This is a genomic window from Allorhizocola rhizosphaerae (assembly GCF_003426775.1).
Classification (GTDB): Bacteria; Actinomycetota; Actinomycetes; order Mycobacteriales; family Micromonosporaceae; genus Allorhizocola; species Allorhizocola rhizosphaerae.
In genome coordinates, this window is record NZ_QJUG01000086.1 from 20,827 (window position 1) to 32,500 (window position 11,674).

12 protein-coding genes are annotated in these 11,674 nt (G+C 68.1%); 3 read left to right on the forward strand and 9 right to left on the reverse strand.

Going from position 1 to position 11,674, the window contains the following annotated elements:
- Positions 1-19 precede the first annotated feature (19 nt).
- Positions 20-1,396 carry a UDP-N-acetylglucosamine 1-carboxyvinyltransferase gene (gene murA / locus DM816_RS19740; protein ID WP_425455254.1) on the forward strand — a complete coding sequence of 459 codons (1,377 nt, stop codon included), beginning with the start codon at positions 20-22 and terminating at the stop codon, positions 1,394-1,396.
- 83 nt (positions 1,397-1,479) lie between these two features.
- Here murA and DM816_RS19745 read toward each other — a convergent pair whose 3' ends face one another.
- The 4 genes from DM816_RS19745 to DM816_RS19760 form a co-directional block, all read right to left on the reverse strand.
- The gene (locus DM816_RS19745) at positions 1,480-3,228 is read right to left on the reverse strand and encodes a sensor histidine kinase (protein WP_117211774.1); all 1,749 of its coding nucleotides are present in this window, start codon (positions 3,226-3,228) and stop codon (positions 1,480-1,482) included.
- Positions 3,225-3,911 carry a response regulator transcription factor gene (locus DM816_RS19750; RefSeq protein ID WP_117211775.1) on the reverse strand — a complete coding sequence of 229 codons (687 nt, stop codon included), beginning with the start codon at positions 3,909-3,911 and terminating at the stop codon, positions 3,225-3,227. The genes DM816_RS19745 and DM816_RS19750 overlap by 4 nt, the downstream gene beginning before the upstream one ends.
- Positions 3,912-3,927: 16 nt before the next feature.
- Positions 3,928-4,797, reverse strand: coding sequence for a phytanoyl-CoA dioxygenase family protein (locus DM816_RS19755; protein ID WP_117211777.1), 870 nt, complete (start codon positions 4,795-4,797; stop codon positions 3,928-3,930).
- A gap of 142 nt (positions 4,798-4,939) precedes the next feature.
- The gene (locus tag DM816_RS19760; RefSeq protein ID WP_117211779.1) at positions 4,940-5,797 is read right to left on the reverse strand and encodes an SDR family oxidoreductase; all 858 of its coding nucleotides are present in this window, start codon (positions 5,795-5,797) and stop codon (positions 4,940-4,942) included.
- 56 nt (positions 5,798-5,853) lie between these two features.
- On the opposite strand from DM816_RS19760, the gene DM816_RS19765 reads away from it, so the two are divergent.
- A complete protein-coding gene (locus DM816_RS19765) occupies positions 5,854-6,228 on the forward strand; it encodes a winged helix-turn-helix transcriptional regulator (RefSeq protein ID WP_117211781.1) in 375 nt (124 codons plus the stop codon).
- A 29-nt stretch (positions 6,229-6,257) separates the two neighbouring features.
- On the forward strand, positions 6,258-6,872 hold the full coding sequence (locus DM816_RS19770; RefSeq protein WP_117211783.1) for a DUF3043 domain-containing protein: 615 nt from the start codon (positions 6,258-6,260) through the stop codon (positions 6,870-6,872).
- Between the two features lie 121 nt (positions 6,873-6,993).
- On the opposite strand, the gene DM816_RS42745 is transcribed toward DM816_RS19770, so the two are convergent.
- From DM816_RS42745 to DM816_RS19795, 5 genes are all read right to left on the reverse strand, one after another.
- A complete protein-coding gene (locus DM816_RS42745) occupies positions 6,994-7,380 on the reverse strand; it encodes a hypothetical protein (protein ID WP_162907640.1) in 387 nt (128 codons plus the stop codon).
- Between the two features lie 67 nt (positions 7,381-7,447).
- Positions 7,448-8,500, reverse strand: coding sequence for a trypsin-like serine peptidase (locus DM816_RS19780; RefSeq protein WP_117211787.1), 1,053 nt, complete (start codon positions 8,498-8,500; stop codon positions 7,448-7,450).
- Between the two features lie 222 nt (positions 8,501-8,722).
- Positions 8,723-9,694 carry an ABC transporter ATP-binding protein gene (locus DM816_RS19785; RefSeq protein WP_117211789.1) on the reverse strand — a complete coding sequence of 324 codons (972 nt, stop codon included), beginning with the start codon at positions 9,692-9,694 and terminating at the stop codon, positions 8,723-8,725.
- Positions 9,691-10,494 (reverse strand): ABC transporter permease, encoded by an 804-nt coding sequence (locus DM816_RS19790; protein ID WP_117211791.1) that lies wholly within the window; start codon positions 10,492-10,494, stop codon positions 9,691-9,693. Before DM816_RS19790 ends, DM816_RS19785 begins: the two co-directional genes overlap by 4 nt.
- Positions 10,487-11,338 (reverse strand): ABC transporter permease, encoded by an 852-nt coding sequence (locus DM816_RS19795; RefSeq protein ID WP_425455255.1) that lies wholly within the window; start codon positions 11,336-11,338, stop codon positions 10,487-10,489. The genes DM816_RS19790 and DM816_RS19795 overlap by 8 nt, the downstream gene beginning before the upstream one ends.
- Positions 11,339-11,674 lie beyond the last annotated feature (336 nt).

Consider the following 11,674-nt stretch of genomic DNA (forward strand, 5'->3'; position numbering starts at 1 on the left):
GCGTAGGTCACACACCGTTATGCTTTCGAGCGTCGTTCAACACACCTCGTTCTTTCGCTCGGAGGCCCGCATGTCGGACGTGCTCGTCGTCAACGGTGGCGCTCCCCTCAAGGGGGAAGTGACGGTCCGTGGGGCCAAAAACCTGGTCTCCAAGGCGATGGTCGCCACCGTTCTGGGCGAGTCGCGCAGCCGCATGTTCGACGTGCCGCGCATCCGCGACGTGGAGATCGTCACCGGGCTGCTCGAACTACACGGGGTGAAGGTGACGCCCGGTGAGCATGACGGCGAGCTGGTCTTCGATCCCTCCAATGTGGAGCGCGCCGGGGTCGACGAGATCAATGTGCACGCCGGGTCGAGCCGGATCCCGATCCTGCTGTGCGGGCCGCTGCTGCACCGGCTGGGGCACGCGTTCATCCCGGAGCTGGGCGGCTGCAACATCGGCGGGCGCCCGATCGACTTCCATCTGGAGGCGCTGCGCCGGTTCGGCGCGGTCGTCGACAAGGCGCCCGAGGGGCTGCACCTGTCCGCGCCGGATGGGCTGCACGGCATCAAATACCACCTGGACTACCCGTCCGTGGGCGCGACCGAGCAGATCCTGCTCGCTGCCGTGCGCGCCAAGGGCGTGACCGAGCTTTCCAATGCGGCCGTCGAGCCCGAGATCATCGACCTGATCTGCGTGCTGCAGAAGATGGGCGCGATCATCAAGGTGCACACCAACCGGGTGATCGAGATCGAGGGCGTGCCGCGGCTGGGCGGCTTCGTGCACCGGCCGATCCCCGACCGGATCGAGGCCGCGTCGTGGGCGTCGGCCGCGCTGGCCACCAAGGGCGACATCTTCGTGCGCGGGGCCCGGCAGGCCGACATGATGACCTACCTCAACGTCTTCCGCTCCATCGGCGGCGAGTTCGAGGTCGACGACTCGCCGAGCGGCGGCGGCATCCGCTTCTGGCACCCGGTCGGCGACCTGCGCGCGGTCGCGCTGGAGACCGACGTGCACCCCGGGTTCATGACCGACTGGCAGCAGCCGCTCGTCGTGGCGCTGTCGCAGGCCAACGGGCTGTCGGTGGTGCACGAGACGGTTTATGAGAACCGCTTCGGCTACACCGAGGCGCTCGCCCAGATGGGCGCCAATATCCAGGTTTATCAGGACTGCCTCGGCGGCACGCCGTGCCGGTTCGGGCGCATGGGCTTCCGCCACTCCGCGGTCATCGCCGGCCCGGCCAAGCTGCACGCGCACGACCTGATCATCCCCGACCTGCGGGCGGGCTTCAGCCACCTGATCGCCGCGATGGCCGCCGAGGGCCGGTCCCGCGTGCACGGCGTCGACCTGATCAACCGCGGCTACGAGAACTTCGAGGGCAAGCTCACCGCGCTCGGGGCCGACATCGCCCGCTAATCCGAAAGCCCATCCGGAACGCTTCGCGATCAGGTGCGGGGCGGCTTTTGACTCGGTCGGGTCGCGCATCGGCGGGCGAGCCACTAAGCCCTGGGGGCCTGCCGGATGCGCGGCAGCAATCGCGGGAACTGCACGGTGGGCGCTTCGACCGGATAGTCGCTCAACGGCACCGTCACCGTCATCACGGTACCGGCGCCGAGTTCACTTTGGACACCGATGCGCCCGCCGTGGTCGGTGACGATCTGGCGGGCGATGGCAAGCCCGAGCCCGCTGCCGCCCGTCTTGCGGCCACGCGCCCCGTCTGCGCGCCAAAACCGGTCGAACACGTGCGGCACGTCGGACGCGGCGATGCCCGAGCCGGTGTCGCGCACGGTCAACACGGCCCACCCATCCGGCCCCGGGTCCGCCGTCAGCGTCACGGACCCACCCGGGCTGCTCGCCCGCAACGCGTTGGACACGAGGTTTCCGACCACCTGGCGCAGCCGGTCGGAGTCGGCGTCGACGTTGACCGGCCCGGTGGCCTGCACGGTCAGCGTCACCCCGGCGGCTTCGGCGGCGGGCCGGTGCGCCGTCCCGCAGACCTCCACCAGCTCGGCCAGATCGACCCGGGTGCGGTGGTAGGTAAGCACTCCCGCCTCGGCCAGCGCCAGATCCTGCAGATCGTCGACGATCCGCTGCTGCCACACGGCCTCCTCGTGTAGGCTGGCGAACAGCTCGGGGGAGGCGGGAAGCACCCCGTCTTTGAGCGCCTCAAGGTAGCCGCGCAGGTTGGCCAGCGGCGTCCTGAGCTCGTGTGCGACGTCGGCGACCAGGCGGCGCTGCCGATCCTCGCCCTTGCGCAGCGAGTCGGCCATGTGGTTGAACGAGCGCGCGAGCATGGCCAGCTCATCGCCGCCGCCGTCGGGTACCCACTGGCTCAGATCCCCTTGGCCAAGCCGCTCGGCGGCCCGCGTGACCTGCGCGACCGGGCGCAGCACACGGCGGCTGAGCAGGATCGTGCCGGCCAACGCCAAAACCGCGACGAGCAGGGCAGCCGCGATCACCGGGATCGGTGTGAGCCTTGGCACCGGCTCCCCCAGCGCCCCGAGGTAGACCCGCAAGGGTACGGGCGCGACATCGACCGAGCGCACGGCGAAGGTTTTCTGCAGGCAGTCCCTTGTTTGCGTGCTCCTCACCTCCGGGCTGATGACCTCCGGTTTGGACACATAGCACGCGAGGACCTCGTTCGCGTCCGCGGAGAGTGCGGCCGGGGAGTCCTGCCCCGACCGGCACGCATCGACGGTCTGCGGCTGTTGCAACGCCGTCGCACGTTCGGCCGTGTAGGTCGGTACCCCGAACTGATCCAGCGACATCTCGACGGGCAGGTGCTGGCGGGTGAGGCAGGCGGCGAAGCGGACACCGGACCGGTACTGCTGGATCGACGCCATCGTGATTTCGGCCGCCGATTTGCCGCCGCTCTGGATCGACTCGAGGGGCAGCGTGAAGGCCGGCCGCGGATCGGCCAGGACCGGCGGTGAGACGACGCCTCGTGCGGTGCGCCCGGCAAGCGTGTCAGAGTCGACGATCACCTCGTCCCACTCGGTCACGAGCTTGATTCGCTGACCGGTGGTCTTGGCGAGGGAATCGACGGTCGCCGGCACGAACTCCCAGGTGCCGTGCTCCTGGGCGTATCGCGTCAGCCGCTCGACCACGTGGTTGGTCACCTGCCGGTCGGCTACCGCGTCCTCGGTCACCTGGCGGGACGTCTGCAAGTAAGCGAGATATGCGGTGGCGCCGATGGCCGTGAAGGCCACGAGCGCGACAAACGCCAAGATACGCAGGCGCAGACTCATGACTCGGCCAGACGGTAGCCGCGGCCGTAGACCGTCTGCACATACCGCGGCTGGAGTGGATCGTCCTCAATCTTGCGCCGCAAGTGCATGACATGGGCGTCGACCGTGCGGTCGAGCACGTGGTGGTCGAACCCGAACGCGCGATCGATGATCTGGCCGCGGGTGAACACCCTCCCCGGCTCGGCCGCCAGCGTTTCGAGAATGCCGAACTCCTTGGCCGTCAACAACACCGGCCGGCCGTTGACCCGCACCTCGAACCTGGCCGCGTCGATCACGAGGTCGCCGACCACGCGCGGGGCGGCGCTGCCGGGCGCGGTCTTGCCCGCGCGCCGCAACAGCGCCCGCACCCGCGCGGCCAGCTCCCGGGGGCTGAACGGCTTCGTGACGTAGTCGTCAGCCCCGAGGTCGAGCCCGAGAAGCTTGTCGTCCTCGGTGCTGCGCGCGGTGAGCAGCAGGATCGGCACGTCGGACTCGGCCCGCACGATGCGGCACACGTCCAGCCCGTCGACGCCGGGCATCATGACATCGAGCACCAGGAGATCCGGCTTGCGGCTCCTGCTCTGCTCCAGCGCCCGCCGCCCGTCGTTGACGACAAGCACACTGTGCCCCTCGCGCTCCAGGTAAACCTGGATCAGGTGCGCCTGCTTGGGATCGTCTTCGGCAATCAGAATGCGCGCGCTCATCCGACGATTCTGCCTGCTAGGGCTTGAGAGCGGGGACCGCCGGATCGAGCAGCCCCGCCTCGGCGAGGACTCCGTGCAGCGGCACCTGTGCGGGCTCGTGGCCCCACGCGTGGTCGCCGTCGGTGGAGTCGAGCAGACCCAGCAACTGCCGCTGCACGGCGGTGTAGCGGGTGCTGTCGTCGGGCACCTGGTCGCGGCCCACCACCCAGCGATAGGTGTAGGCGAAGAAGACCGCCTTGCGCGTGATCTCGGAGAAGTTGTCGGAGCGCGCATGCCAGATCCGGCGATCGAACAGGACGACATCGCCCGGGTTGGCCACCACCTCGATCGCACCGGGCGGGTCGGGCCACGACATGTTGCGCCGGGGCGGCCCGTCGATCCAGTTGGTGATGTGGCTGCCTGGTACCACCTTGAAGTTGCCCCGGCCCGGCTGCGAGACGTCAGACAGCCAGTAGACCCCCTTCACCGACAGTCGCGGGCGCGGGTCCGTCTCAAGCTCGCGGTTCTGCCGGCCCCCGTCCTGGTGCCACTCGAAACGGGGCGGCTTCGGGCCGCGCACCGTCGGGTGCACATCGACGTGCGAATGGTAGATGTGGATGTTCCAGCCCAGGATGGACCACACCGGGCCCAGGAGGCGGGGGTGATCGATCAGCGGAGCCAGCTCCGGGCAGGTGTGCACGGCACTGAGCCGGTGCAGCGCGCCGCCCCGGGGCAGCCGACCGGCCAGCAGCTCCCGGTCGTACAGAGCGTCCACCAGGGACGTGTAATGCGCGACATCGTCCGCGCTCAGCACGCCGGGAAGCACCACGAAACCGTCGTGCTCAAACGCCGCCCGCTGATCGTTCGTCAACGCCTCACCCGGAGACGCCTCAAGAAGATCCGTCATGGCCCACACGGTATGGCGGGACCGATGAAATTCTTTTGAAGAAGCCGTCACGTTGACGTGCGAAGTGCCTGCCAACGTGACGGCCTGCGGTTGCGGTCACGGCGTCATCAAACCGGCGGCCACCGCGTCATGAAACCCGCGGCTATTGCGTCTTCAGGCCCGCGGCCACGGCGTCGGCGAGCGACGCGGTCGGACGGCCGATGAGGCGGCTCAGGTCCCCGCTGTCGGTGGCGAGCTCGCCGCGCTGGATGCCGAGATCGGCGTCGGCCAGCGCACCGGCGTAGCCCTCGTCGAGGCCGAATCCGGTGAGCGCCTTGACATATTCGCCCGCCGGAAGGTCCTGATAGGACACTGGCGTGCCCGCCTGGAGCGAGACCTCGGCGGCCAGCTCGGCCATCGTGAACGGGGTGTCGCTGCCCAGCTCGTAGACGCGGTTCTGATGCCCGTCGCCCGCCAGCACGGCCGCCGCCGCGGCGGCGTAATCGGCGCGCGTGGTTGCCGCGACGCGCCCGTCGCCCGCGCTGCCGATGATCGCGCCCGTGGCCAGCGCCGGCCCGAGGTTGTCCGTGTAGTTCTCGGTGTACCAGCTGTTGCGCAGGAACGTGTAGGCCAGCCCGGACTCGCGGATCAGCCGCTCGGTCTCGCGGTGGTCGTGTGCGATGCCGATGCCGGTCGTGTCGGCCTTCAGGATGCTCGTGTAGGCGAGGAACGGGACTCCCGCCGCCTTGGCCGCGTTGATGGCGTTGGTGTGCTGTGCCACGCGCTTGCCGAACTCGTTGCCCGAGATGAGCAGGACCTTCGACGCGCCGGCGAAGGCCGTGGCGAGCGTCTCGGGACGGTCGTAATCGGCCTCGCGCACGGGCACGCCGAGGTCGAGGTCGGCGGCTTTGCCAGGGGTTCGCACGGCGGCGACGATCCCGTCCGCGGGCACGCCGCGCGCGAGCAGTTCGGCTATGACAAGGCGGCCGAGGTGGCCGCTGGCTCCGGTTACCACAATCATGCGGCTAACCATAGCGTCGGCACTAACTTTTAGAAAGTACTGGTATCCTCGATCACATGGACCCGACCGACGACCTCGTTGCCGACGTCTTCGCCCGTGCCTGCCCGTCGCGCAGCACGCTCGAAGACGTGGCCAGCAAGTGGGGCATCCTCGCGCTGGTCGCGCTCGCCGAGGGCAACTACCGGTTCAACGCGCTGCGCCGGCGCGTCGACGGGGTGAGCGAGAAGATGCTGTCGCAGACGCTGCACACGCTGGAGCGCGACGGCATGGTCCGGCGGGAGGTGCAGGCCACGATCCCGCCGCGGGTCGAATACAGCCTGACCAAGCTCGGCGCGAAGGTCGCCGAGCGGCTCGTCGGGCTGATCGAGCTGCTTGAGGGAGAGGTCCCGGCGGTCCAGGCGGCACGTGCGACATACGACGCCAATAAGTGAGGCTGCGCACGAGGCGCTATCGTTGCTGCGTGGCTTTGTTCTCCCGTAAGTCGTCATCCTCCACCCCCGAGCCCGCGCAGGAGCCCGAGGCGGTGGAGCAAGAGATCGTGCATGCCTCCCGGGGCTACACGCCGGCCAAGGGCAGGGCCACCAGGAAGCGCACCGAGGCGCAGCGCCGCCGCTCCGAGCCGCCGCCGACCAACCGGCGAGAGGCGCTCAAGCGCGCCCGGGAGAAGGCGCGCGCCGAGCGGTCCGAGGCCTACGAGGGCATGAAGGCGGGCGACGAGCGCTACCTGCTGCCCCGCGACAAGGGTCCGGAGCGCGCGCTTGTGCGCGACATCGTCGACTCCCGCCGCACGGTCGGGCCCTACTTCTTCGCAGGCGCGTTCGTGCTGTTGTTCCTGTTCCAGGTGCCCCGTGCCGAGGTGCAGCTGGCCGCAAACCTGATCTGGCTGCTGCTCGCGCTTGCCGTGATCGTGGACAGCTTCTTGATCAGCCGCAAGGTCAAGAAGATGGTCATGGAGCGGTTCCCGAAGACCACACAGTCCATGCGCTCGCTGTACTTCTACGCGATCATGCGGGCGATCTCGTTCCGCAAGCTGCGCATGCCGAAGACGCGCGTCAACATCGGCGACAAAATCTAACGCAGCCGTTCTCATCGCGAAGCGGTGAGAACGGCTGACTGGGCGTCTCGCCCAGTGTGGCCCCGCCTGGTTCGCGCGGCTTTGGTCGGCCGCGAGCGGTCCGATCGAAGCCGCGGCGTGATTAAGACGCCCCATCCCTGACCGAGCGACCGTCCAGCGGGGCGGGCAGCTGCACCTCGGTGGACATGTCGGTGGCCTTGAGCACCTTCGCCGCACAACTGGCGGTCGGCAGGCGTCCGATGTGGAGGGTGAGGGTGACCGTGTCGGCCGACTCCACGATCTCGACCCGGCCGAGCGCGTTGCACTGCGGGCTGCCCGTGATCGTGTAGTGCAGGCGGATCCGGTTGTCCTCCATCACGTCGTAGCTCGTCCAGGGATGCGGCCTCAGGTCGATCGCCCGCTCGGCGCCGGGGACGGGGTTCGGACGACTGGGCGACGGCTGGACTGGGGGCGCGGCGCACGCACACAACACGACGCACAATGCCACGCAGAGTCGTGCCGGTGCCATGCCCGCGCCCTTCGCGAGACGACAGAGGAGGGTGGGGTGGCCGGGGTTGCCCGGCCACCCGTGGGTTTCAGGTGGAGATGTTGCGCACCGCCCCGTAGAGGCCGGCCACCTGATTGCCGTAGTACGGCGAGAACATGTACTGGGGTAGTACCGTGAACTTGAAGTCGTTGTGGCCGTTGATATATCCCCAGTTTCCGTCGAACCAGTTCAACCAGGCGCCGCCCGACGACCCGCCGGTCATGAAGTTCGTCTGGTAGATCGTCCCGGCCCAGAAGCCGGCCCCGTCGTAGGTGTAGTTCTGCTCGCCGACCAGGCAGCAGCCGGTGAACGGCAGGCCCTGCGGATAGCCGAAGGCATTCATGAAGTAGCCGATCGGGTAGTTCCACGCGATGCCCTGCGCGCCGAAGTAATCGGCGATGCGCCAGCCACCGTCGCGGTACATGATGGCGGCGCCCACGTCGTTGGCCAAGTCGTTGTTGTCGTGGAAAAAGGCCGCGGTCGACCAGAGTTGGTAGGCGTACCAGTTGCCGTACGGCGCGACGCCGTTGTAGTAGTTGGGCACGAAGGTCCAGTTGTAGTGCCAGGTCTGGCCGCTGGTGTTGCAGTGCGCGGCGGTCCACACGGTGGACTTGCCCTCGGTGTTGACGATGGTGCCGGAGCACACGTAGTTCAGGCCCGATGCCGTGAAGAACACCTTGCCGTAGGTGCGCGCCACGGGGTGTCCGACCGGATAGTTCGGGAAGTACGCCTGTGTGCCGGGGCCGCCCTGCGCGATCACCTCCGGCGTCGCGACGGGTGTTGCCCCGCCGATCTTTTGGGCCGCGCCTTGGGGCCGTGCCGGGCTCCCGCCCGGGCGCGCCTTCGCACCCTTGACCGCGGGCAGTTCGGAGTCGGGAAGCGCGGACTTCATCCGCTCCGGTGTCCAATAGCGAGCCAGGGCCTCGTGTGCCCCGGCGACACCGGGCCGGGCCGTGGCGGCGACGTCCGCGCTTAACGCGGCCAGACCGCCGATCGAACCGCTTAGCGGCGCCGCGTTGGCGGGCGTGACCGTGGCCAGCGGGATGGCTACGAGGATGGCCGCGATCGCGGCGAGTGCCGAAAACCGCCTGGTGTGTCTCATGATTCCCCCTTACCGAGGACCATTGATCCGCATCAATTGATGCGAGGCCACCCACACTCCGATCCGCATTTCATAATGTCAATGAACAGGATGAGAGTGGCATCGATGAATCGCGGCCGGGGATTCACTCAGTACCGGGGGGACATGGACGTAAGTTCATGATCGGCAGGAAGAGGGGGTGGGGGTGTCTGATTGTTGACAGGGTGGGGCCACTGATGGGCGTCACCCGAGCGAGCGAACCGCCGCCTGCTGGTAGAGGCGGGCGATCACGTCCTCGATCTCCGGCTCGGCGATCGTGAGGTCGCGCAGGGTGCCACTCGCGGTCAGTTGCGAGACCAGTGGGCCGACCGACGCCGAACCGTCGACGGCGAAGACGAGCCTGGTGCCCGTGGAGGATTCGAGCTCGACGCCCGGCACGTCGATGGGCGTTTCCAGCGGAGCGTCGAGATCGACGATGACCCTGCGGCGCGAGCCGTACCGCGCGTGCAGCGCGTCGATCGAGCCGTCGTGCACCACCCGGCCGTGGTCGATCACGATGATCCGGCGGCACAGCCGCTCGATGTCGGCGAGGTCGTGCGTGGTCAGCACGATGGTCGTGTCGCCGCGCTCACCGAGCTCGGCGAGAAACCCGCGCACGGCCTGCTTGCTCACGATGTCGAGCCCGATGGTCGGCTCGTCCAGGAACAGGATCTCCGGGCCGTGCAGCAGCGCGGTGGTCAGCTCGCCCCGCATGCGCTGGCCCAGCGAGAGCTGGCGCACGGGGGTGTCCGCGAAGGAGTCCAGATCGAGCAGGTCACGACAGGTGCGCAGGCGGGCGGCGTGCTCCGCGGGCGGCACCCGGTAGACGTGGCGCAGCAGTTCGAACGAGTCCCGCAGGGGCAGGTCCCACCACAGGGTCGAGCGCTGTCCGAACACGACACCGATCCGGCGGGCCAGCTTGATCCGCTGCGCGACGGGCGTGAGCCCGCACACCGACACCAACCCGCCCGACGGCTGCAGCACGCCGGTGAGCATTTTGAGCGTGGTGGACTTCCCCGCCCCATTGGGCCCGAGATAGCCCACCATTTCGCCGCGCTGGATCGAGAGGGAGACGCCATCGACCGCCGCGACGGTCGTGCGCTTTCTTCGAAATCGGCCGGCTTTGATGTGTACCGTAAACGTCTTTTTCAATTCCTCAGTCTCGATAATCTTCACGATCCCGTGCTCCTGTAGTGCCGGACACCAAAGCGCCAAAACGCGGCCGCCACCCCGCCCGCCGCGAGCGCGACAACCGGGCTGACCAGGCCCAGCCACATCGGCCCACCGAGCGGGTCGGCGCGGCCGAGCAGGGCAAGACCCGGGTAGTAGGCGACAAAGGCGAACCCCAGCCCGAAGGCGAATATTCTGCGGAACCAGTTGCCGTAGACGGTGATGGGATAGGACGTGAAATCACGCCCGCCATAGGTTAGCGCATTGGCCAATTCGCCTGACTCGATCCACCAGAACGCGACCGTCGACGTGGCGATAAAGAACGCGCAGAAAAACATCGCCCCGAATAGCGGAGTGGCAATGAGAAGCACAACCCGCCACGGGGTCCAGTCGATGTCGGCGAGCACCAGCGCGACGGTCAGCACGGCGAGCGAGTAGATGATCCGCCCGATGCGGCGGAAGCCGACATCGAGCGCGAGCAGCTGCGGCAGGACGCCCAGCGGTCTGATCAGGACGGTATCGAGCGTGCCGAAACGCACATAGAAGCGGATCCGCTCGATGTTGCCCACGAACAGGTCGGCCAGCGAGAAGGCGTTGAGCGACAGCCCGAACAACAGCACGGTTTCGGTAACGGAAAAGCCGGCCAGGACCGGTACCCGCGAGAAGATCACCAGCACGGCCAGCAGATCGGCGCCGACGATGATGACGTTGCTGCCCAGGTCGAGCCAGAAGCTGAAGCGATAGGACGCCTGGCTTCTGCCCTGCGCCGCGATCAGCTTGGCGTAGATGCGGAGCGTGTCACCCACCCTGGATCACCAGCCGCCGCTCGGCGCGGCGCTGCACGACCCGGCAGGTCCACAGCAGCATCCCGGCCCAGAACGCTTGCACCGCCATCATTCCCAGCCGAATGGGCAGCTCATCGCGCTCCACGAGCACGTCCATCGGCGCCATGAGCAGTGACGGCCCCGGTGTGGCGAACCAGACCAGGGCGGCGACCGGCTCGGGCAGGAACCGCACCGGGAAGTACAGCCCGCCGATCAGGCCGGAGGCGAACAGCCAGAACAGGTTGACGCCCCGGTTGTCCAGCAGCCAGAACGCGGTGGCGTTGACCAGGTAGCGGCACCCGAAGCACACCACGACCGCGAGCAGCACGGAGATCAGGAACAGCGGGTAGGTGACGGGATCGGCGGGCAGATACAGGTCGAAGAAGACGGCGCCGACGATCATCGGGGGAATGAATCTAAATATCATCGCGTACCCCGCCCGGCCCAGGTCCGCGGCGAGATAGCTGATCACGGGGTGGATCGGGCGAAGCAGATCGGTGACCACATCGCCCGTGCGGATGCGCTCGGCCAGATCGTTCCAGCCCCACAGCATCACGACCCCGAGCAGGCCCTGCCCGGCCCAGACGTAGGTGACCAACTGCGGTCCGGTGTAGCCGGCCGTCACGGCGGACACGGCCGCAACGGCGAGCAGGATGTAGGTCCGCAGGAAGCCGAACATGATGTTGGTGGCAAGCGACGCGACCGTCGCCTGGCGATAGGTGGAGTATCTGCGGAAGCCAGATGCGGCAATTGCCCCGGTTAGTGCCAACGGTTCGGTGAAGTTTCGGATTGTGAGCCGATCCGCAGTGGCGGTGATGAAGCCCACGCCGTTACCCTCCTGTCGCAACCCTTTTCGGGCCCGGTGACCTTATCCGTTGCGCGGGGGCGCGGAAAAGGCATTTTGACATTTCAGCGAGGCGAGCGTGGCGGACGAGCGCACTGAGGAGCGGCGTCGAGGTGCTCCGGCGTGGTTCGACACGCCGACAGCGCCACGGTCCAAAGTGCCCGGCAAAAAACAGGCCCCACCACCGGCCGACGAGCAGCCGCCCCAGCCGCCTGCGCGACCCGGGCCGTTCCCACCCCAGATGCAGCCGCCACAGCTGCCCCAGCCCGGCGGGCCGCCGCATCGGCCCGGCCCGCCGCCCCCGCCACCTGGGCGCAT